The following is a 22201-nucleotide window of genomic DNA, read 5'->3' as shown; positions in this document are numbered from 1 at the left end:
AGCCCGCGAGATAAGGAGCTAAAATGATCCTCACCGTTACGATGAACCCGTCTGTCGATACGCGCTATCAGCTCGATGAGCTCATTATCGACGACGTCAACCGTGTGACGCCCGAAAAGACCGCCGGCGGCAAGGGTCTCAACGTGGCCCGTGTGCTGGGCCAGCTGGGCGACGACGTTGTGGCAACCGGTCTGCTCGGTGGCCATATGGGCGCCTATATGGCAGAGCTCATGGATGCCAACGGTATTAACAACGACTTTGTGCCCATCAAGGGCGAGACTCGCATTTGCCTCAACATCCTCCACGCCGGCAACCAGACCGAGCTGCTCGAGAGCGGCCCGACGATTGCCCCCGAGGAGCTGGATGCCTTTACCGCCAAGTTTACCGAGCTTGCGAGCAAGGCCGACGTCGTCACTATTTCGGGTTCGCTGCCCCGCGGCGTCGAGGCAGACTACTATGCCAGGATTACGGGCATTGCCGAGAACGCCGGCGCCAAGGTGCTGCTCGATACCTCGGGCGCTTCGCTTGAGGCTGCCCTCAAGTCCGAGGTCAAGCCCGAGCTGGTCAAGCCTAACCTAACCGAGATCAACGGCTTGTTGGGCACGAGCTTTACCACCGACGATGTGGACGAGCTCCGTGCTGCGCTCGCCTCTGACGCCCGCTTCTCCGATATCCCCTGGGTCGTCGTGTCCATGGGCGCTGCCGGCTCCGTGGGCTTCCACAACGGACGTGCGTTCCGTGCCAAGACCCCCGATATTCCTGCCGTTAACGCTACGGGTTCCGGCGACTCCACTATCGCCGGTTTCGCGCATGCCATCGCTGCCGGCGCGGACGACGAGACGGTGCTGCGTACCGCCAACACCTGCGGCAAGCTCAATGCCATGGATCCCATGACCGGTCATCTGGTCATGGACCGTTGGGACGAGGTTTACAACGGCGTTATCGTGGCCGAGCTGTAAGAACTTGGGCGTCGGCTCTGGCATCGGTTGTTTGCTTGTGGTTAGAGCCAACGACAAGTGCGGTAGCATTATGCTGGGGCGCGACGCCGATGCTGTCGTGTTCATTCCCGACCTTACCCTGGTCGAGACGTATGCGGGCGGCAACAGCTTTGGTAACGCGTTTGCCGAGTAGCCGCCAAAGAAACGATCCGAGAGGGGATTTAGATGATTTACGGTGCATTGGGCGATATCGAGGAGTATCGCGGAATGCTTAAGGGCCTCGACGTGCTGATCGACTGGCTCGAGGAGAACGACCCGGCGGAGCTCGAGGTCGGCAGCCATCCGATTCTGGGCGACAAGGTCTTTGCAAACGTCATGGCTCCCACGACGCGTCCCGAGGCCGAGGCTCACTATGAGACGCATCAGCGCTATCACGACCTGCAGATCGACGTCGAGGGTCGCGAGGCCTTTAAGGTCGCCACGGGCAGCCTGACGCTGGTCCAGGAGTTTGACGAGAAGGACGACTACGACCTGGTCGATTCCGACGCCTCGATCGCCGGCGATCTTGCCGACGACAATTTTGCGCTGTTTGTTGCCGGCGAGCCGCACATGCCCACGCTCGAGTTCCCGGGCGATGGCGCGCAGCCGGTCAAGAAGATCTGCTTTAAGCTGCTTGCAGACGCCTACTGGGAGGAGTAGCGAACTGCCCGACTGAGCCGTTCGTCTGATGGCGTGTTTTCCCTAAGGGAAGCACGCTACGACCCCGTTAATCGTGTTTTCCCTAGGGGAATCACGATTAACGGGGTTTCTGTTTTTGAATAGGGGAGCTGACGCTGTTGCGATGCGTGGATTGGCACGCGCACTCAAAATCGGCAACAAAAAAGCCGCCCGAAGGCGGCTGTCTTGTGCAATGGAGCCAGCGACCGGGCTCGAACCGGTGACCCCCGCTTTACGAGTACGTGAATTAGATGTTTTACGAGATGAGGCCAATTTCACTGAACTAAAAAGAAGTACAGGTAAATATGGGTGATTAGCAAATATTGAGCTAGCTATTAGAATCATATTTCCCACTCTTTTCACCTCTGACTGGACTTGAAAGAGTGAAAAACTTCAGTTAGGCTGTCGGGCGAAGCCTTTAAAGCTTCGACCGACAGCCTAACTGAAAATCAGCGAGGGATATGATTGCAGGGCACGATAAAAAAGACCGCTCGAGGGACATCGGAATGCATCGATAAGACCAAGGGAGTCTATCGGATTTACTTTTCTTTAGGAAAAGATCCGGAGACAGGACGGTACCGCCGTAGTCCATCTCGTAGGGTTCATTGTAGAAGCAAAAACCCGAAAAACTGGCCGAGCGAAGTTGCCAAGGCGCTGGAGGCCTATAGAGCTGAGCTCGAGGGTGCCTCCAACCAGGACAATGGCCCCCTGGGTTTATCGGATTACGCAGACAGGTTTCACGCAAATAGAGAGTCGACAATGGGGTCACCGCTTGCCTATGAGCGCGAAGGTCTGGATATCCGTCACATACGCGAGCTGTTTGGCAATCCTGATCTCGATCGGCTTAAATCGGATGACGTTCGCGCTGCGTATGCCAAGGCTAGAAAAGAAAGCCGATTCAGCGAAAGTGAAATTCGCCGCATCCACATTAAGCTCAAACAGATAATGGAGGATGCTGTCGATAACGACCTTGTGGGCAAGAACCCTTGTAGGGGAGTGAAACTGCCCAAGCAGAATGTCGAGGCTCGTAAGGCGCTGAGCGCCGATGAGGCGGCAAGGCTTCTTGCGGTCCTTTTGGAGGAGAAGCCATCTTCCTTTATCACCTGCACAATGCTTCTGCTTCTCTGCGGTTTGAGGAAGGGGGAGGCCCTGGGTCTTTCATGGGAAGATTATGACCCTGACGCCAGGACGCTAAGGGTAGTAAAGCAGTATACGAATGACAGGACGTTGAGGCCGCCTAAATCAAAGATGAGCAGGCGAAAGATCTCGGTAGGAAATGAGCTTGCCGATTATCTGGACAGATGGAAAGCCATCCAGCGGAGTGAGTTCGATTCCTTTGCAGTGGGGCAGACTGGAGAAACGCCCATTGTCCATTCCATTGGGGTCGTTGATGCTGCTGATGGCAAGCGGGCTTTTGTGACCCGGATGGATGGGCACAACTACTCGAGGGCGTTTAGGCTGTTTGCGGCGAAAAACGGATTTGGTTCCTTTGAGAAGAGTAGGGAAGTCATTGGGAGTGACGGCGTCAAGCGCACCCGTTATACGGGCTATAACGGACTGAAGCCTCATGAGCTGAGACATACGCAGGCGACTTTGCTCGTCGGAGCCAATGCTGATATCAAGACGATACAAGCGCGTCTGGGCCACGCCAGCCCATCGACAACACTGTCTATCTATAGCCATTTCATCGAGGCAAACGACCAGAAGGCAGCATCAGTGCTGGACAATCTGCTGAAAGGCTAAAAAGGAGGCCCTTGTGGGCCTCTTATTCTAATCGACATTGTTTCGGTAAATCATTGCGCCATATGGCGGCTCTGTTTCTGCTGACTGATAGTAGGAGGTATCGATGAGATTGAAGTAGCAGATAATTGGAGCAGCGAGATGTTCGTTCATGTTTAGGTAATTGCCATCATCATCCGCAACGAGCTTCACTTCGTCACGCATGACTTCCTTCATTCGAGGCCATACTTTGACGGCCTGCTCTAGCAGGTACTTTTTGTCGAATTCCCCGTTATGGAAAAACACGAAATGTGGAGCGTCATATTTCACGCCCCCGCGAATCTCGATGATGCCGACCTGGGTACAGTAGCCGGCGTTTTCTTCAGATTCTAGAAGAAGCCATGATGAGGGGAACACGGCGTAGCTGCCGTCAATAAGGTCGACTCGTTTCATACCCATGAGTACTTCCTCATCTTCTTTGTATTGCATAGATAGATATTCATGAAGCGTGACAAATTGATCTCGTTTCAGGCGATTGGAGTTGACGGACAGCTCTTCGGAACCGTCGGGTCGTAAACGATCCATTTCGTCGGAAAGCGAAGAGATGCGCCGGATGCAGGTTCTGTCCAAATCGCGCGCAACTTCTGGGTCAAGTCCCGCAATGAGATTAAAAACGAAGTCGACAGCTTCGCCGGGAGTTCTTATTGAGTCGGGCTTCGATTCCCTAAGCTTCTCAATTTCACGGGCAGTTTGCTCCTGAACAGTTGTTCCGAGCTTGATCTTCTTCATTTTGATGCCAGATACTGGGAGACGCGGCATGGTTCCTCCAATCGTTTAAGACAATATTAGCGCTGGTGAACGGCTATGTTTATAAAAATCTGAAAAAAGATTGAAAGGTTCGTTATGTAGAAATACATAATAGAAATAAAGATTGAAACTGTTGTACGAATGGCATAAGCTACAGGTTAGGTAAATGCCTGACCAGCCCGTTTGATAGGAGTATTGAGTTATCGGTCACATTTTAAAAAGCCGCCCGCCCTTCCCTAACTGAGTTTGGCGACAAAGGGGGAGGGGCGAGCCAGCATGAAAGGATTCTACCATGAAGGTCGAACCTGATGAACCGTACGCTGCCGTACAGGCTTCACCTGCGGTTTCTTGTGGTCCCAATTTGGGGCACGAACGCCTCCTGGGCATTTCAGAAGTGTGTCAGCTGACCGGCTTGAGTCCGGTAACCGCTTCGAGGCTGATGAAAGAGAGCGGACGAGCAATTGCGCTCCATCGTCGCATCTTTATTCTTGAATCAAGTTTTTTCTCGTACCTCCGCGAGCTGGAGGCGAACGACCCATGCCAGCTGTAGATCCGATGAGTGTCGGGCTCCATGAGATTGCTCTCGACATTTTAAAAAACAAACCGCTTGGGCATATCGAGCATCGAACACTGGATACAATTCTCGGCGGGGTTCGTCAGTACCTGTGCATCGTGCCCGGAGGCCCCGGCACCGGGAAGACGACATTTATGCACCAGATCGCCGACAGCTGGGCCATTGGCGGGCACCCGGTCGTGATTTTCGAAGGTGAACTTAGCCGAGCGAGCATGTTGGCGAAAAGCTTGACGCGCTTATCCGGCAGCGAGCTCACTTATGGCGATATGTATGGCGACGATATGTCTCCCGAGAAGCGCGAGACATTCTCGAGGATTGTTGATATCTATGCGGGCAGTATTGCCGAACGTATGTTTATCGTTTCCGGGGAAATTAAAAATGCAGGCATGCGCAAAGATATCGAGGAAGTTGCCGATAAATTTGGTGAACCTCCGCTGGTCATTGTTGACTACGCGCAAATCGTCTCGCTGCCGCAAGAACTGCGCATTGTCGATGAGCGTATCGGGCTTAAGCTCGTTGCGTCAGAACTTCGTCGCATTGTGGACGAGGTCCACTGCCCGTTATTTGCAATTTCGTCCATCAATCGAGTCAACTACGACAAGCAGACCACCGGTTTGCAAGCAATCGGGGGCTGTAATATGTTCGAATACTCCGCCGATATAGTGATGTCGCTGTCTGTAAAAGGCGACAAGCCCGATGAGCGAAATGCGAATATGAAGCTCAAGAAGCGTCCGATTGTAGCCTCGATTACGAAGAACCGATACGGTTCCTGCGATTCTGTCGAGTTCGAGTTTGATGCTCCGGCTGCAACATTCATCGAGGTCGGCTAATCATGACGCCTGGACACTGCATCGGCGGGTACCGGGCGCCAAATCCATGCCTATCATCCGATGAGCTTGCGCGTGCCGAGAACAGGGATCTTCCTTCGCTCTCGGCTGCGGAGCTCATCTGGGAACGGAAACGACTGCTCGATGCTCTCGATATCTATAAAGAGCAATGGCAGCCTTGCCATATATATCTCGGGACCTTGCCGGGAGTTCCCTTTGATGCATGGGCGCGGGCGAGAATTGGGCGCATCGGTCAGATGCTTCAAGCAATGTCAACTAAATGAAGGGGGCGGGGCCGCTGTGTCGGCCCCGCCCAGATTGGATGGCTATGACTTCCATGAACGCGCACATCAACGTGCGGATGACTGAGGTGCAGCGTAGGGCTATCGAGAAGAAGGCGGCGACCATGAACATGCCGGCGTCGACCTTCATGCGTGACGCCGCCCTGCTCTGCGGCGAGAAGCCCGTTAGGGTCGCCGATACGGGGGAACTTGCCGGCATCAGGACCGAGCTGAAGAAGATCGGGACGAACCTCAACCAGGCGGTCCGTGCCCTCAATACCTACGGCCCCGACCCGGTAGTCCTCAACAACCTCAATCGGGCGACTTCGATCGTTTCGACCGCGGTGGGCTGGGTCAACGACCTGCTAGCCCGTGCGAGAGAGTAGGTGGTTCATGTGAAGGAGAAGCTGGTCATGGCGCTGGTTTTCGCAGGGCTGCTTACCGCGGGGTTTGCGCCTCTTGTCGCCATTCCTCTCGATTGCGTGATCCTCGGACTTCCAATCGATCTCAGTTCGATTGGATTCACTCTGAGCGTGGATGGCATCATTTGGTGGTGGATCAACGTGGCACCCCGCTGCATCCCGGGCTGCCTCGCCTCATTCGCCCTGTTCCTGTCGGTATTCATGCTCATGCAGCTATCGGCTTCCTCGAAGGAGCGGGCCGCCGATGGAGGCGTGCTCGGGGAGGCGCGGGTGAAAACGGGGACGGAGACCATCCGGGGCTCGGAGACTTGGGATGGGCAAGGACGGCCGAAAAACAGGGGATTCGTGTACGGTTTTGAGAAGACTCTGTTCGGGTCCAGGTATCTGTTCGAGCCGAGGCGGCACATGTTCCTCGACGGCTCAACGGGTGCCGGAAAATCAAGATCGCTGCTGATTCCGACAATCGACCTGCTAACGTATGGGGCGGATGACGGGAAATCGAGGCCGCAGACCATCATTGTGTCCGACGTGAAGAGCGAGCTCATCGAGTTGACGGGTGACGAGCTGGAGCGCCGCGGGTACCGGGTGCTTCTGCTGGATGCCCAGCACCCCGAGAGGAGCGACACGTTCAATCCCCTGGAGCTGGTCGATAAACTCGCGAGCGGGGGAGATCTGTCGGGGGCGGAGCAGGCCGCGGATGCCGTCGCCCGTACGCTCATCGCCGGGGAGAGCGATGCAAAGGCGAGCCACTGGACGGAATCCGCGCGGTCGCTGCTCGCCGCGACGATCCTTCTGACCGTGCTGGACGAGAGCTGCCCGCGGGGCTGCAAGCACATTGCGACGGTCTACCACATCATATGCCTGGGGACGGAGGGAGCCGGCGAGGATCCGTGTGGGCCGCTGAAGGGTCTGTTCCGCTCCCTGCCGCAGAGGCATCCGGCCCGCTCGCGTGCCTCGCAGTTCATATCGAGTGGTGGTAACGAGTTGAGGAGCATCGTCTCCACGCTCAAGGTCAACCTGAGGATCTATGCGTCGGCACCGATTGCGCGCATGATCTCGGGCGATGATATCGATCCGAGCAGAATCCTGAGCGAGAAGACCGCGCTGTTCCTCCATGTGATGGACGAGGGCTCCCCCTATAACGCGATCGCGGCGGTCCTGTTCGAGCAGCTTTATGCCGCCGTATATTCCATCGCGGACGCAGCTGGCGGAAAGCTGCCGCGACCGGTGTCCATTCTCGGTGACGAATGGGGGAACCTGCCTAAGGTCGAGTGCCTGCCGAGCCTTCTCAGCCTTGGACGCTCGTACGACCTGTTCTGGATGGGCGCGGTCCAGAACATCTCTCAGCTGAACAAGTACGGCGAGCGTGACGGGCGGAAGAAGATCCTGGCGAACTGCGGTGTCAAGGTTGCCATGAAGCTGGGCGAGGCCGAGGACCGCCAGTATTTCACCGAGCTAGTCGGGAAGACGACGCGGCACACCATGGGAACCAGCTCGAGCAGGGGGCCTTCGGGCGGTACGGGGTCGACATCCTACAGCGAGCACGCCGACGACCTGATCCATCCTTGGGAGTGGACGGAGATGTCCCCCGACAAGGACGGTGTCATCGTGGTGAAGGCCGCGGAGAACGGCGTGGGCAGGGAACATGCGGGGTGCTTCCGGGCCCCTGTCTGCGATTGCACGCGGACGCCGACGAAAGAGCATTTCGATCTGGGGACGCGCGAGCACGAGACGGCCAAGAGGATGGAATACCAGGCCAGGCTGATGTCAAGGCGAGCGGGCCGGGAGCACGGCGTCGATCTCTGGACTCCCGAATTTGAGGAAGACGCCGCGGAGCCGCCTGTTGCCGATGGATGGTCCGGCCTTTTCGTCGACTGACAGCGGCTTTTGAAGGGAGTTGGAAAATGACCGCAATCAAGCAGACGAGCGTCATGAGCAGGGAGCACCTCCAAAACCTCAAGCGGTATTTCGATTGGGAAAGGGAGAAAGTCCTGGACCACGATACCCAGCACATCATCGATGAGGACCGATGGTTCGAGGAAATGGACGCTACCCGGGAGGCGGCCGGGCACAACCGGCCCGGGAAGCAGGGCGCAAGGTGCACGTACATGCAGCATCAGGTAATCGGCTTCAACCCGGATGAGTGCTCCTGCAACGGCGGGCCGATGACGCCCTCGCGTTGCATGGAGTATGCACGGGACTATATCGCTAGACGCTATCCCAACCAGGAAATCGTGATTGTGCTGCATGAGGAAAGGTGCAAGTCGGATGGATCGGCCCGATTCGCCGTTCATCTCGCCATCAATAGGACGGACCTCGAGACGGGGCGGCGCCTGAACGATGGGCCGGCGAGGGCGGCGGCGAAATCCCGCGTGAGGACAGTAAGGGACCTCGATGCGGAGTATGGCCTGAAGCAACTCGAAAGGGGCCTTTCGAACTCGAAGGTGCACGCGCGCCAGCCTGGTCACGAGGAGCGCGAGATGGCAAAGAGGGGGCGATCCGACAAGTCCGAGAACGCAAGGGTCCGAGCGATTGTCGCCCAGAGGGCGGAGGAGGTCGGGAGGCTCAAGAGCTGCCCCGACCGTTTCGGAGAGTTTGCAAGGCGGTTGGAATCGGATGGGATTGAGATCGCCCGCTCCAAGCGGGGGGCGCTGCAATACCGCTATCACTCGGAGTCCCTCGGCAAGACGAGGAAGATCAACGGCGCGAGGCTCGGCTACGCCGTCAACCGCTCGACCGGACGGATCATGAGGTTCACGGCAAGGGGGATCGACCTTGCCATGCGGGCCGCCTGGGAGCTCGCCCGCGAGGGTGCGGATGACGGAAGAAGCCGGGATTGACTTTCATATCTGGGGTCCGTGCAACAGCCGGCAAGGCTGTTGCACGGTTCTGCGGGAGCGACTTTGGAGCGGTTCGCACATCCCTGCTTCGGCTGGGCAAGATATTCCGTTGCACGGAATACATATCTTGCATGTCCCGAGAAGCGTAGGCCGAACCGGCTGGAGTGCGACGGGGCAGGTGAGCGGAGGCGCAGTGATGGCGACCCATGGGAGCCATCGAACGGAGCCGGAGCGAGAGCCGGCGGGGCGTGACACGGCGGGGCGATTGTGAGTTGAAGCCGAGTGATTGGCCCGCCGTTCACGGCTCGCCGGCGGCAGCCCGGGGTTCCAAGGGGATTCATCCCTTTGGCGCGCAGGGGTCCGGGGATGGCGCGAGACATCCCCGTGAAACGCCGCACGGGCGCGCCGTCGCCGGCATGCCCGTGTGGGTGGCGGCCCGGTGCTATTCCATCCCGGCCATATAGACCGTCCGGCCCGTCTCGCAGTCGATGGTCTCGGCATCCCCGAAACCGATTCGGACGGCAGCCCATCCGCCGGCGTTTGCCAGCGCGTCGGCCTCGGACCTCGCGGCGGCGATGAGGCGCTCGAGCTCGACCGAGTCCGCCGGCGCGGTCCCCACCTCGAACGCCCCGCCGTCGCCTCCCGACTCGTACTCGACGACGACCGTCGAGCCGAGGGCCTCCTCCAAGGTCTCGGTTAGGCCGCCCATGCCGTCGAGGGCGTGCCCGGCGACCGTGGCAAGCGGGTAGCGGGCCATCCCGGACGCCGCCGAGCGGGCGGCCATGCGGAGCAAGCCGGCGGCCTCGAGCGCCTCGAGGAGCGCCGCGGGGACCGCGGCGTCGACAGCGATATTGCTGCGCCCGCGGCACCACTCTGCCGCCGCCGGCACGCTCGCCGTGAGCACGCCCCACTCGGCCATGTAGCCCTCGGAGCGCGGGTCCGTGGCGTCGAGGAGGAGGACGGCCAGGCCGCCGCCCGCGTACTCCCCGGCCACGAGGGCGAGGCGGACCGCCTCGCCCATGGAGTCGAACTCGACCGTGACCATGCGGCTACCTCCTCCTGACGGCGCTGAGCGGCTTCGGGGAGAAGTGCTCGTCGCGCTCGACGGCGGCGAACCCCATCTGGCGGTTCAGCTCGGCCATCTCCTTGATGCTGAAGTAGCCGAGCTCGTCGTCGTAGCCCTCGACGAGGCCGAACGCCTCGTCCGTGCCGTCGAACTCGAGCAGCCACCAGTCCCATCCGCTCACGCACGAGAAGTAGTGGGCGTAGACCGTGGGGTCCTCCGCCCCGTCCTGCTCGTAGAGCCTCGGTACCGCCTTGGCGATTTCCTCGGTCATAAGCTGCTGCATGTCTTCCTCCGTTCCGGGCACGTGGCCCCTAGACTCTCGCCCCTGCGCGCAGAAGCGAAGCGCTGCGTCGGCGGCGCTTGCTTCTGCTCCTGCAGAAGCCGCACCGGAGCGGAGCGGGGTCAAGGGAGGTCCACGGCAATCCCCGCCATTCGTATCGAAGAGGAGAATTGTGGGCGATTCCGTGGGCCCCCTTGATGCCGTGCAGCGGAGGTGCCACTGGGTCGCGGAACTGTGGCCATAACCCGGCGGATGCCGAACTGTAGCTGTTTCTACGTTTTATTTCCTGCTATCGAGTTAATACGCTCTAGACATGCCGCTATGTGGCATTTATCTATGTTCGTGAATCTAGTGAAAGGGAAACGGCGCCCTTATCCAGGAGTGCCGTTGATGTCCATGGGCTATTCAGGTTAGCTGAGCTATCGGTTCGTAAAGGTGGCGGTCTCGCCGATCAATAGTTCGACGGGAATGTCGAGGCTGCCCGTATCGATTACGACGGCGAGTCGGGCTGAGTCTTCAGGATTGGACCATTTGACAAATATTGGACGCCAGGCGAATCGGTAGCCGGCGATGGATGGGTACTTTCCATCGCCGGCGGGCGCCGAATCGAGCGTTAACCATGCTTGCTGGCCGCCGATTTTGTCAATTAAATCTGGCAAGCAGGGGATTGGTTCTGCGTCGATTACGGTTGCCATTGGCTGCTCCGATTCTGTCCTACACAAAAGATCAGGTTATCGGCATCTAGTGATAGTTGTTTGCAAAGGGGCCATAGAACAAGGCTTTGCAGTCGACTTTATTGTAGTTCTCTATGGCATTCTGGACGTCTTCGCGCAACAGGTTGAGAACACGATACTCGCCGTTGCCCATATCGCCCACAAATTGAACCCGCTTGAACACGTCGGGATATTCGCGCAGGTAGGCAACGTAACCTCTGAGCTTGGCAAGCGTATCACCGAGGAAATCGCCGTGCGGGTCGATAATCGACGGCCTGATCGTTCCGTCACTGTCCTTCACGAAAAAGAGGAAGTCTGGGTGCAGGGCCATGCGCCCCACCGATGACGAGTACGGAATCGAAAACGCCTTAGCCGACATGCTACCCGACGGGTTGCGATAAAAGGCGACAGTACGGCTCTTCGCCAACTCATTCTTAACGATAAAGTCTTCGACCGGATTCAGGTCGAGTGGGCAGAGACCGTCCTCCTTCTGCATGATATGGTGCGGATACTTGGCGAAGTTATCCGACGTGCTGGTAGATGTGGGCCACTCTATCTTTGTGAGGCGCTTGCCTTCGGTTTCACGAGCCAGTTCGTCATAACGCAGCTTTGCGGCGTCGTTGAGGTAGTCATAATCACCGGATCCGTCGACCTTGTCAAAGTAGGCCTTTCGGCAGTTTGCCGCCCAGTCCTCGAGCGCATTAACGATGGGCTGCGTGCGCACCGCAGCGGCAAGCCTCAGGTCGCACTCAGGGCGTCCAAGCTCCTTGAAGTTGGCGCGGCGATATGCCTGCGTGAACTCCTTCGTGAAGCGTATGTCGGCGTCGCGAGCGGCCTTCCTGAGGCCTTCTGCGTCCGTACGAGCCTCCTCCTGCTCCTGGTCCTCGGTCTCATTGAGCTTATCGAGCGTAATCTTGACGGTCTCAGCAACCTCGACTTCATGGCGTGCCTCGCGGTATTCGTCTTCGTTGGCAACGATATAGCCCTTGAGCTTCTGGGTGAACTGCCTATTCACGTCCGCTGCAGCGTTGACATCGAGACCGGTCTCGACGAGCAGGGTTGCCGTCTTAACCAAGCTCTGGAATTCGTTTCTGGCCTTCTTCGGAATTCGCTGCACGGGAATGGAGTCGAAGGCGGTGCGAATTCCCTCCCATTCGTCATGCGTGAAGGATTGCTCTCGCTTGTTTGGCGGCTCAGGCTTTGACATCGGGATAGGCTTCGCGACAGGCGCTGGCTGGACCGAATTGAAGTGCGCAATCTCTGACTCGGCGGGGCTATCGCCGCCAGCCGTGTCAGCTTGGGAAACTGGCTTCTCATTAAGGGGCAGATTGCCACAGCCTTGAACGGCGGAAACGAGCGATGGCTGGGCGCCCTGCATGTCCAGGGGCTCTTGGGTCGCAAAGCCCTCCAGCGATGACTGGTAGCCGGGTTGCGCTTGACGAGCAGCCTCGACAGCCTTCCGGTTCTCCTCGTATGCCCTCAGCTCCTGCTGATACTCCTCATTGGTTTTTGGTTCGGCAGCAGTAATGGTCACGGGGTTGAGAACGATGTTCTGTTTGCCGATGGAGCTCTCGCCCATGTCGTCCTTGCGGCCCATGAGGTAGTCAACCACGTCCTGAGTGCTCTCGGGATTGAACTGGGGCAGGTAGCAGGCGACGGAGTTCAAAAGGTCATCGGATTCGATGCGCCGCGCAAGTGGGGTGCGTACCATACGCCCCACGAGCTGTGCGATATAGGTCGAGTCCGAACGCCTGCGCTGCGAGAAGATGACCTCCGCTCGCGGACAGTCCCATCCGTTGGAGACGGCCTCCTTGGCGAAAAGCACGCGGATGCTCGAGGTGTCCTGAACGAACTCGGGCTCTACATAGCGGATAAGGTATTTTCCCGCCGCGATGTCCTTGTGCTCGCCGAAGACATTGGCAAACGACATCGCCTCAGAAAGGCCGGGGACTAAGCCCATGATCTGGTCGCACATCTCGACCAAGGCCGAGCCACTCACATTGTCAGCGGCCTGGATGAGCAGCAGGGGGTTGATGTAGCTCTCGCCCTCGCGGGCGCAGTACTCACCCCACTCGTTGCAAGCCAGGGCATAGCGCTCGCACGCCATAGTAAGGTATTGGTGCTCGACTGGATCGTCCTTCTCGGGCACGCGCAGCTCGATAATATCTTTAAGCAGGCCCGATTCCTGGACCTCGCGAGGGGTCACAGCAACCTTCGGCATACGCACGCGATCAGCGCGCTGGTCCATAGCCGCCTCGAACCTCTGCGGCGTGGCAGAGACCCCAACGACGATGGGCATTGCCGCACGGCCGTCTAGACCATCAATGAGGTTGGCGTAGATCGTCGCCGTGCCGCGCTCGCTCGAGACATTGGCCCCCAGGCCGCGGTGGGCCTCGTCTATGAACAGATAGAGGTTACGCTCCGGGTCCCTGATAGTGCGGTCAAGGATGTCCCAGAACACGCGGCCGGAGTTGGCCTCACCACCTTTGGTGAGCAGGCCGTTCTTACTGAGTAGGTCCTTGCTGAGGAAATAGACGTGGCGCGGCTCGAGAATGTCGTGCGCGGCTCCGAAGTCGTTGGTAATTGTGACCAGGTGGCGCCTGTCAAGGATGCTGTCTGCCAGCTTGTCCGCCACGTTTGAGAAACGCACGCTTGTCTGCTCGTTCAGGCTCGGGGAATCCGAGAGCCAAAGAACGACGGCATTCTCGTCGGGCATGAGGCTCAGATCGTCGTCTCCGAAGAAGAGCGCTTCGATCGTCGCTGCGCACATGACCGTTTTGCCCGACCCCGTGGGAGATGCGAGGCATATCGAGGACAGCTCGCCGTCCTGCTCGTAGCGTCGGCGCATCGACTGCAACTTGTTCGCCAGGGTCGCGACCGCACCGGCTTGGAAATCCTTAAGTTCGACTCTCATGTTTACCTCACCGCATCCTCGGCGGCAATCTTGAACGATTGCAGGTAGTTCTCGTACAGGCGGACGACGTCGAGCCCAGGCAGTTGTGCCTTGACGGAGGCGTATCGAGCCGTGTCGTCCGTGATCACATAGGCGCACCCTATGCTGGCATTCTGCTTGACGGCGTCTATGAAAGCGCCGACCGAAGCAAAGTCGAAGAGGACGGCGTAGGCGTCGGCCATGGCAAAGCCCGGCTGCTCGTGCTTGATGATGCTGCCACGCGAACCAGCGCGCAGCCAGAGCAGGGGCGCGATCTCCTCGAAGGCCACGCCCAGCTCGACGGCGTCCGGGTCTTCGTAGGTGAGATCGAAGAAAACTGCGTTTTCTTCGAAACCGTCGGCCATGGGAAACTCGTCGGTGAACTTGTAGTCGCCCTTGATGGGGTCACCCTCGGGCGTCTTTCCCGTGATGGCCGCCGTGACGCGTGGCTTGGTAATGTACTGGCAGATGCCCAGGGCCTCCCAATCGGGATCGCCTTGACGCGAACCATGTTTGATGAGCTTTTTTGCCTCGTCCTCGGAGACCTCGTTGTTCGTGATGCTGATGGAGCGCCTGCACCCGCCGTCTTGGTGGTTCAGGCGCATGACGGCATGTGCCGTGGTACCCGACCCAGAAAAGAAGTCGACCACGAGCGCATTGGGCTTGCTGGCGATAAAGAAACGAATAGCGTCCTCGACGGCATAGAGGGACTTTGGGAAAGGGAAGCTGCGGTTTGGAATCATTTTTCTCAGCATACCGGAGCCATTTCTGGATGCATCGTGCGATGCGATGCGCCACTGCGTACTGGGAATGTAATTCGCTTCATAGTTGCTGTCGTCAACAATAACCGAACCGTCAGCACGGCGGCCAATTATTGGAAATAGCCCGCTTTCTACCTTTTTCTGTTCTCCGCTCTTCAGGTATGAAATCGCCATACCCCGTTCGGTAAATCGACCCAACTTAACAAAACCCTTTTCTAAGGCAACTCGAAGAGCTGCCTGGGAAATTTGCCAGTTTCCTTCAGCCCCGTTCGTCCTTATTGGCCATACTGTCTTACATCCTGGGCAAGATGGAACATCCTCCCTCGATTCGTCACGAGAAAGTGATGCCCCTATATGGTCGATTTTGCCCCCATCTTCTTTTACATATATGGGATAGAACAGATTGGGCCTATCGGACCTTAGACTATTGGTTCCTGTCCTCATCAAAGAGTTCCAGTGCAATTTACCTTTGCAAGAATTATTGACCCCACCTAACCAGTCGTCGCCGAGGGGGACCTTCTTGGGACCGGCCTCTCCGAAATAGACGAAATAGATATACTCATCTGATCTCGCAAATTCCCCCTGGCGAGCAACGCCAGCGGGGTTAATTACCGAAGAGACCATTTGTATGCGGCTGCCTGGATATATCCTCTCAAGCAACAGCCCCAAACGCGCATACTCTTTCTCGTCAATTGTCACGATGAGCACCGAATCATTGGGGTTGAGCAGCTGTTTGGCGAGCTTGAGGCGGCGTTCCATGAAGGCAAGCCACTTGGAGTGGCGATAGGCGTCGGAGCCGTCGACGTAATCGTTGTTGTATTTCCAATCGCGGGCGCCAGTGTTATAGGGCGGGTCAATATATATGCAGTCCACTTTGCCTGCATAGGCAAAGGCCAAGGTTTCAAGAGCGTGGTAGTTCTCGCCATTGATAACTACTTGATAAGGTCTGTCGCCGCCGCGCTCGATACGCCCGGTCTCCTTGAGGCCAGTATAGATGGGCTGATCGTATTCCGCTACCGCAACGATGTCCTCAACAGCTACGGAGCAATCCTCGTTGTTGTTTTCGTCATAGGAAACAGATTTATATGGCGTTAGCTGAGCCGTTTGACCGTCGAGCGAAGTGACGCGCCATAGTAGCTGTGAATCGGCATTCTCCTTTTCACCGCGCGCGGGTAACATCTGTACGGTGTCACCGCGCATAACGGGCTTACCGTAGAGGCGTAGACGTTCGGGGCGATTGTGCTCAAAGACCAGACCGAACTGGCGCTGGGCTGCAAAGGCACGGATGTCCGCAGCGAGCTGGCGGTCGCCTAATTTGACCGCCCGTTCAACGAGGCTCTGAACGACGGCTTGTGTGGTTTGGGACATTATTTATCCCCCTTGCACTTCTCGTCAATCCATTCGCGCACGACTTTTGCAACGGTTTTTTCCTGCTGGGCTGCGTATTGCTTAAGGGCCTTTTTGTCTTCACGGGTAATGGAGAGCGTGAACTTATCAAGTCTCTCCGGATTATTTTCTTGAGCTTCAGCCATATCAACCTCCAACATAAATTGATTTAATTATACGTAATTAAGTAATTACGTAATTACGTAATTACGTATGAATAGGCGTCGAAGAATCGGCAAATGGATTTTCTCGGTGTTGACGATCTGCCAACTCGAGCAGGTCAGGTTGCTTCACGATTTACCACCCGAAATTGAGATGACCTGGCATATGGGTTATTGATTTCGAGAAGAGTGACAATTGAGGCGGGAGCGCGTTCGGTTTTAGTCGCTGGCTTAACATGTTGCGAGTGCGGTATCGGTGGGCAGTGCATTTGGTTGCCGATGAACGATTCGATTGGAAGGCTGTATGGACGTCAAGCTGCTTGGAAAGAAAAACGAGGGAGAGGGTCTCGAGGTCGTCGTTCCCGTTGATTCGGCTTTTGCAGAGCTAAAAGACAAGAGCGATGAGCAGTTGGCAGAGGCCCAGAGATTTTTGATTGACTTTATGAAAAAAGTTGCTCGGTTAAAGGGAGTGAGAATTGATCGGCCTCATTTCCTCCGCTCGGAGTTGAGGAGGAAGGGTGTCCATAAAGATGTCGTCGAGTTTGCCGTGGAAACGACTCCCGTCACTGCCGGAATCGATGTGGGCCTGATCGATAGAATTGCTAGAGAAGTAATTGATTTTGAGACAAAGAAGTCAACTGCCCTTTCCTTTGCAGCAGGTCTTCCCGGAGGTGTTGCGATGGCGGGCACCATTCCTGCTGATATTACGCAATACTACGTGCACGCATTCAGGATTATGCAGAAGCTGGCATACCTGTATGGCTGGCAGACCTTTTTTGAAGAATGTGACGACGTTGATGACGAGACTCTCTACGAAATGGCAGTGTTGCTCGGTGTGATGATGGGTGTAGGCAGCGCGAATTCGATGCTAACCGTAATCGCCAAAAACGCCCAAGAGGCGGTCGCGAAAAAGGTCGCTCGCCAGTCTCTAACCAAGACCAGTTGGTATCCGATCCTCAAGAAGCTCTTGAGCTTCATGGGTATCAAGATAACAAAGCAGACGGTGGGGGATGCCGCTGGCAAGGTTGTTGTGGGTGTCGGTGGCGTAATCTCTGGTGTTATCACCTATACGGGTCTTTCAAAGGGATCGGCACGCTTGCGTAGGCAGCTTAAGTGCTTGCCGCAGGCAAGCGAGCGGATTCCTGGCACTGGGTACTATGAAAAAGATGAGACCGCGGTTGCCAAGAGGAGGGTTGGCGTAGCGGAACCCCTCTTTATCGAAAAGTTCGGATTTACTCCCATGTTCTACGGCTCTATTGTTGAATATGCTGACCGGCTGGAGGAGTCACTGGCGACTGGAGAAGCGAAGCTGGATGCGTATAATCCGGACGTTCTTCTCTGATACTCAGCGGAATTTGGCTATGTGCAACAGGATTGTTGTTCGATCTAATGTGAACGTTGGATGATGCTAGCTATTTATGGAAAACGGTTAAAAAAGATTTTCACCCCTTTTTCACTCCTCGGAGAAGGAGGAAAGAGACGCGAAAACAAAAAAGCTCAGAAGCAACTATGCTTCTGAGCTGCACTAATGCAATGGAGCCAGCGACCGGGCTCGAACCGGTGACCCCCGCTTTACGAGAGCGGTGCTCTACCAACTGAGCTACGCTGGCGGCCATGTGGTGACGCAGCTGAGGCGTCAACGGCTGTCTATGATACGGGACATCGCAAATCCGCGCAAGTGTTCTGACAGCTTTTCTCACGTTAAATGCACTAATCATTCAAGCCGGGATGTGCCTGGTTGCCTACAACTAGGTAGAAAAACGCCCGTCGGCGGTGTGCCGGCGGGCGCTGCTGTGCGATATGTTGCGTTATGAGCTTAGTGCCTCATAAAGTGGTATTCGATCACATTGCTGTAGGGATGACCCGGGCCCACGATGCCCTGGGGGAACAGCGGGCGGTGCGGCGTGTCGGGGTACATCTCGGCCTCGAGGGCAAAGCCGGCGCCCCAGCCGTAGTTGGCATCGTCCTTGGCGTGCTCATCGCCTAGCCAGTTGCCGGTATAGAGCTGCACGCCCGGGGCGGTGGTGTAGTAGTCCAGCTCACGGCCGGTCCACATCTCCTCGACGTGCAGGGCACGGCGCAAATTGCGGCCGTACTGATAGCCGCCAATGCACAGGCAGTGATCGTAGCCGCGTGCCTGCTTAATCTGCGGATGGTCGGCCTCCATGCCAGGCGCGACGGGGCGTAACTCGCGAAAATCAAACGGTGTTCCCTCGACCGGAGCAATCTCGCCAGTAGGAATGTTCTGGTCGTCAATGGGCAGGTAGTGTGCGGCGTTGGCAACAAAGAAGTGCTCGCAGTCCATACCGGCGTTATGGCCGGCAAGGTTAAAGTACGTGTGGTTGGTCATGGACACGTACGTGGCGCGGTCGCTCTCGCAGCCATATTCGATACGGAAGCGGCCGGTGTGCGTCACGGTAAACACGGCCGTAAAGGTGCGGTTGCCGGGCAGGCCCAACTCGCCATCCTCAAGTGAGGTGGTCATGCGCACGGCGTTGTGGGCCTCGTCGAGCTCAACATCCCACACGCGCTTGTGCAGGCCGTGTTCAAGATCGCTGTGCAGGTTGTTGGCGCCCTCGTTGGCGGGCATATGCCAGTCCGTACCGTCGATGGTGATCGTTGCGCCCGCAGTGCGGTTTGCCACGGGGCCGATGGTCGCGCCAAAGCAGGCGGGGTTGTCAAAGTAATCCTCGAGCTTATCGAAGCCCAGCACCACATCGCGCACGTTGCCGGGAATGTCGGGCACATCGATACCCAGCACGGTGGCGCCATAGTCCATAATGCGAACGCAGGTCTCGGGCCCGTTGAGGGTGTAACGATGAACGGGGGTACCGCACGGCGCGGTGCCGAAAAGCTCAGAAGTGATCATTTGGTTCCTAACATCGAGGTATTTCCGACAAACTGTAGCGCGAACAGGTGAGATTATCACTACATCCCACTAAAGCAGGGGGTATTTTTCTCAAAAAAGTGATGATTGGAGCCGTGCGGGCGTTCATTTTTGACGCGCGCGAGTCTGATACAATTTGTTCGTTACTGTTTGAATGATATGCGCACAAAGAACGGCGAGGATTCATCGTGATTAAAGCGGAGCGACAGGATAAGGTTCGTCAGCTGCTCGAGGAGCAGGGCACGGTCTCGGTCAAGGAGATTTCGGATGCACTGGGCGTCTCGGATATGACGATCCGCCGTGATCTTGAGGAGCTTGCGAGCCTGGGCGAGATCGAGCGCGTGCACGGCGGCGCCCGCAGTGCGCAGGGTCGTCCCCACGCTATGTTGCGCCACGAGTACTCGCACAGCGAAAAGCGCACCAAGCATGCCGAGGAAAAGCTGCAGATTGCGCGCCGCGCCGTGGAGCTTATCGAGGAAGGTTCGACCATCTTTTTGGGTACGGGCACCACGGTTGAGCAGATGGCATCGATGCTGCCGGCGTGCCGCCTGCGCATTGTGACCAACTCGCTTTCGGTGTTTAACCTGCTCGAGGCGCGCGAAGACTGCGACCTGTGCCTCGTGGGCGGCATGTATCGTCGCCGCACCGCCGCTTTTGTGGGACCAACGGCCGAGGATACCTTGCGCGCACTGGGGATCGATGCAGCCTTTATCGGCGCAAACGGCATTTTGGACGGCGACGTGTCTACGTCTAACATGGAAGAGGGCCGCATCCAGCAGCTCGCCTTTAGCAAGGCAGACTCGCGCTATCTGATCGCCGACTCCAGCAAGATCGGCAAGCGCGACTTCTACACCTTCTGCCGTCTGGACAGCCTGGATGCCGTGGTGTGCGAGCCGGGTATCTCGGTCGAGGATCGCGCCGCCATCGAGGAGCATACGCAGGTCATTTGCTAGCTAGCGCTGCAGGATTGCTAGCAAGCACTGTGTGAGGACTTTTGCCCCCCTGTCATTGTGGGGAATCGGCGCGTCAGCGCTACGCGATATGACGCGCAAATGGGGACTTCGCCATCAAATTGTCTCAACCTGTAACAGGTAGGGGTGAAGTCACCAACCAGATGTTACAGATTGAGATTTTTGGCCCGGCCTATCCCGTTTGTCTCAATCTGTAACAGCTAGGACCTAAAAACTCGACTAGGTGTTACAGATCGAGATTTTGTCTATCCAGCCATCACCTTTGTCTTGATCTGTAACAGTTAGACGGTTAAAAGCGAGTTAGATGTTACAGATTGAGATATTTCTGCTCGGGCGTTCTGTTTGTCTTGATCTGTAACAGCTAGGGCCGAAATATTCGGCTAGATGTTACAAATCGAGATAAACGACCTGCTCGGGCCGAGCCAAAACAAAAGAGGCCGCATACGAACCCGTGGAGGGATTCGTATGCGGCCGACAGGGGGTATGCGGCAAAAGTTAGGCCATGAGCAGGCCGGTCTCCGCGACGTTCTTGTACCAGTACGCGCTCGCCTTGGGATAGCGCTTCTGGGTCTCAAAGTCGATGTAGAACAGGCCGTAGCGCTTGTTGTAGCCGTTGGTCCAGGAGAACTGGTCCTGCAGCGACCACACAAAGTAGCCGTCGACGTTCACGCCGCCGTCGATCGCCTTGAGGATCCACGCGAGATGCTGGCGCATGTAGTCGATACGAGGGGCGTCGTCGATAAAGCCATCCTCGAAGTCGTCCTTATAGCCCATGCCGTTCTCGGTGATGTAGATCTTCTTGTAGTTGGGGTAATCGTTCTTAATGCGCAGCAGCAGGTCGTACAGGCCCTCGGGATAGATAATCCAGTCCCAATCGGTGGTGGGTACGCCTTCGCGCACGCACGACTCGCCCACGCCCTTGAGGAACCAGCGCGAGGAGCCCTTGTCGCCGGTGCCATTGTGGTTGATGTCGTTTTCGCCCTCGGCAGCACGCAGGAACTGGCACTTGTAGGTGTTGACGCCCAGGCAATCGTTGTAGGGGAGCGCGGCGGTCAGCGCGGCGATGTCCTCGTCGCGGACGTCGAGCTCGCCGCCGGCGATATGGGCCAGCTTGGTTGCGGCTTCCATGGTGTCGGCTGCATAGTGGCCGCGGAAGGTGGCGTCGAGTACCCAGCGGTTGTTGATGACGTCGGCCATGCGAGCTGCCTCGCAGTCGGCGGCGTTGTTGGGGTCGAGGGGATACTTGGGCTCTAGGTTCTGGACAATGCCGATCTCGCCCTCAAAGCCGCCCTCATGGAAGGCGACGACAGCCTTGGCGTGGGCCACCATCATGTTGTGCATAAGCTGGAAGGCCTTGTCTAGGCGATACTTCTCGCCGTGCGGCCAGTTGCCGACGATAAAGCTGCCCTCGGCGGTCGCGGGAATCTCGTTAAAGGTAAACCAGTGCTTGACCTCGGTGAACTCGGCAAAGCAGAACTTGGCGTACTCGACAAAGGCGTCGATCGTCGTGCGCGTCAGGAAGCCTTCGCCGCCGTTCTGGTAAAAGGCCTCGGGCGTATCAAAGTGATCGAGCGTGACATAGGGGATAACGCCGGCTTTATTGCAGGTGGCAAAGAGCTCGTGGTAGAAGGCGACACCCTCGGGGTTGATCTCGCCAGTGCCGTTGGGGAAGATGCGGCTCCAAGCGATGGAGACGCGGATACCGTTGATGCCGAAGCGCTGGCACAGGTCGATATCGACCGGATATTTGTTGTAGAAGTCGCTTGCAGGATCGGGGGAGAAGCGACCCTGGGCAGCTAGGAAATCGTCCCAGGGCACTTTGCCCTTGCCGTGCGTGCGGGTCTCGCCCTCAACCTGGTAAGCGGCGGTGGCGCCGCCAAACACAAAGCCGTCGGGGAACTGCATGGGGTTGGTCATGA

20 protein-coding genes and 1 tRNA gene are annotated in these 22201 nt (G+C 57.3%); 11 read left to right on the top strand and 10 right to left on the bottom strand.

The features are described 5' to 3' along the window. The first annotated feature begins 23 nt into the window (after positions 1–23). From ACTQ05_RS01895 to ACTQ05_RS01880, 4 genes are all read left to right on the top strand, one after another. On the top strand, positions 24–959 hold the full coding sequence (locus ACTQ05_RS01895; RefSeq protein WP_441537824.1) for a hexose kinase: 936 nt from the start codon (positions 24–26) through the stop codon (positions 957–959). A 4-nt stretch (positions 960–963) separates the two neighbouring features. Then, entirely contained in the window at positions 964–1131 is a 168-nt protein-coding gene (locus ACTQ05_RS01890; protein ID WP_441537823.1) for a hypothetical protein, read from the top strand. A 32-nt stretch (positions 1132–1163) separates the two neighbouring features. Next, positions 1164–1637, top strand: coding sequence for a YhcH/YjgK/YiaL family protein (locus ACTQ05_RS01885; protein WP_441537822.1), 474 nt, complete (start codon positions 1164–1166; stop codon positions 1635–1637). Between the two features lie 777 nt (positions 1638–2414). Next, positions 2415–3398 (top strand): site-specific integrase, encoded by a 984-nt coding sequence (locus ACTQ05_RS01880; RefSeq protein WP_441537821.1) that lies wholly within the window; start codon positions 2415–2417, stop codon positions 3396–3398. Between the two features lie 27 nt (positions 3399–3425). On the opposite strand, the gene ACTQ05_RS01875 is transcribed toward ACTQ05_RS01880, so the two are convergent. After that, positions 3426–4163 (bottom strand): hypothetical protein, encoded by a 738-nt coding sequence (locus ACTQ05_RS01875; RefSeq protein ID WP_441537820.1) that lies wholly within the window; start codon positions 4161–4163, stop codon positions 3426–3428. 310 nt (positions 4164–4473) lie between these two features. On the opposite strand from ACTQ05_RS01875, the gene ACTQ05_RS01870 reads away from it, so the two are divergent. The 5 genes from ACTQ05_RS01870 (at position 4474) to ACTQ05_RS01850 (ending at position 9125) form a co-directional block, all read left to right on the top strand. Beyond that, a complete protein-coding gene (locus ACTQ05_RS01870) occupies positions 4474–4731 on the top strand; it encodes a hypothetical protein (RefSeq protein WP_441537819.1) in 258 nt (85 codons plus the stop codon). Further along, the gene (locus ACTQ05_RS01865) at positions 4719–5585 is read left to right on the top strand and encodes a DnaB-like helicase C-terminal domain-containing protein (RefSeq protein ID WP_441537818.1); all 867 of its coding nucleotides are present in this window, start codon (positions 4719–4721) and stop codon (positions 5583–5585) included. The genes ACTQ05_RS01870 and ACTQ05_RS01865 overlap by 13 nt, the downstream gene beginning before the upstream one ends. Positions 5586–5910: 325 nt before the next feature. Next, positions 5911–6249 (top strand): plasmid mobilization protein, encoded by a 339-nt coding sequence (locus ACTQ05_RS01860; protein ID WP_441537817.1) that lies wholly within the window; start codon positions 5911–5913, stop codon positions 6247–6249. 9 nt (positions 6250–6258) lie between these two features. Beyond that, the gene (locus ACTQ05_RS01855; RefSeq protein ID WP_441537816.1) at positions 6259–8163 is read left to right on the top strand and encodes a type IV secretory system conjugative DNA transfer family protein; all 1905 of its coding nucleotides are present in this window, start codon (positions 6259–6261) and stop codon (positions 8161–8163) included. Between the two features lie 26 nt (positions 8164–8189). Then, positions 8190–9125: a relaxase/mobilization nuclease domain-containing protein gene (locus ACTQ05_RS01850; RefSeq protein WP_441537815.1), complete on the top strand. Its 936-nt coding sequence runs from the start codon at positions 8190–8192 to the stop codon at positions 9123–9125. Positions 9126–9567: 442 nt separating this feature from the next. Here the strand turns inward: ACTQ05_RS01850 and ACTQ05_RS01845 are convergent, their stop codons facing one another. The 6 genes from ACTQ05_RS01845 to ACTQ05_RS01820 form a co-directional block, all read right to left on the bottom strand. Then, on the bottom strand, positions 9568–10170 hold the full coding sequence (locus ACTQ05_RS01845; RefSeq protein WP_441062991.1) for a hypothetical protein: 603 nt from the start codon (positions 10168–10170) through the stop codon (positions 9568–9570). Between the two features lie 4 nt (positions 10171–10174). Next, positions 10175–10474: a DUF2958 domain-containing protein gene (locus ACTQ05_RS01840; protein WP_441062992.1), complete on the bottom strand. Its 300-nt coding sequence runs from the start codon at positions 10472–10474 to the stop codon at positions 10175–10177. Between the two features lie 416 nt (positions 10475–10890). After that, the gene (locus ACTQ05_RS01835; protein ID WP_441062993.1) at positions 10891–11166 is read right to left on the bottom strand and encodes a hypothetical protein; all 276 of its coding nucleotides are present in this window, start codon (positions 11164–11166) and stop codon (positions 10891–10893) included. Positions 11167–11212: 46 nt separating this feature from the next. Continuing rightward, a complete protein-coding gene (locus ACTQ05_RS01830; protein ID WP_441062994.1) occupies positions 11213–14098 on the bottom strand; it encodes a DEAD/DEAH box helicase in 2886 nt (961 codons plus the stop codon). Between the two features lie 2 nt (positions 14099–14100). Next, positions 14101–16245, bottom strand: a complete 2145-nt coding sequence (locus tag ACTQ05_RS01825) for a site-specific DNA-methyltransferase (protein WP_441062995.1) — start codon at positions 16243–16245, stop codon at positions 14101–14103. Beyond that, complete coding sequence (locus ACTQ05_RS01820; RefSeq protein WP_193221508.1) at positions 16245–16409, bottom strand: hypothetical protein; 165 nt, start codon at positions 16407–16409, stop codon at positions 16245–16247. The genes ACTQ05_RS01825 and ACTQ05_RS01820 overlap by 1 nt, the downstream gene beginning before the upstream one ends. Positions 16410–16728: 319 nt before the next feature. Here ACTQ05_RS01820 and ACTQ05_RS01815 point away from each other — a divergent pair, with 319 nt between their 5' ends. Further along, a complete protein-coding gene (locus ACTQ05_RS01815) occupies positions 16729–17766 on the top strand; it encodes a hypothetical protein (protein ID WP_441062996.1) in 1038 nt (345 codons plus the stop codon). A 192-nt stretch (positions 17767–17958) separates the two neighbouring features. Here the strand turns inward: ACTQ05_RS01815 and ACTQ05_RS01810 are convergent. Continuing rightward, positions 17959–18034 (bottom strand) — tRNA-Thr (locus tag ACTQ05_RS01810). Positions 18035–18240: 206 nt separating this feature from the next. After that, positions 18241–19293, bottom strand: a complete 1053-nt coding sequence (locus tag ACTQ05_RS01805; RefSeq protein WP_441062997.1) for an aldose epimerase family protein — start codon at positions 19291–19293, stop codon at positions 18241–18243. Positions 19294–19499: 206 nt separating this feature from the next. Between ACTQ05_RS01805 and ACTQ05_RS01800 the strand changes: the two genes are divergently transcribed. Continuing rightward, entirely contained in the window at positions 19500–20264 is a 765-nt protein-coding gene (locus ACTQ05_RS01800) for a DeoR/GlpR family DNA-binding transcription regulator (RefSeq protein WP_441040854.1), read from the top strand. Positions 20265–20777: 513 nt separating this feature from the next. Here ACTQ05_RS01800 and lacG read toward each other — a convergent pair. Continuing rightward, positions 20778–22199 carry a 6-phospho-beta-galactosidase gene (lacG, locus tag ACTQ05_RS01795; protein ID WP_260699522.1) on the bottom strand — a complete coding sequence of 474 codons (1422 nt, stop codon included), beginning with the start codon at positions 22197–22199 and terminating at the stop codon, positions 20778–20780. Between the last annotated feature and the right edge of the window lie 2 nt (positions 22200–22201).

Source organism: Collinsella sp. LCP21S3_A9 (assembly GCF_052118785.1).
In the GTDB taxonomy this organism is placed as follows: domain Bacteria; phylum Actinomycetota; class Coriobacteriia; order Coriobacteriales; family Coriobacteriaceae; genus Collinsella.
The sequence above is the reverse complement of the archived record's forward strand: the minus strand, read 5'-3'. Positions and strand labels throughout refer to the sequence as shown.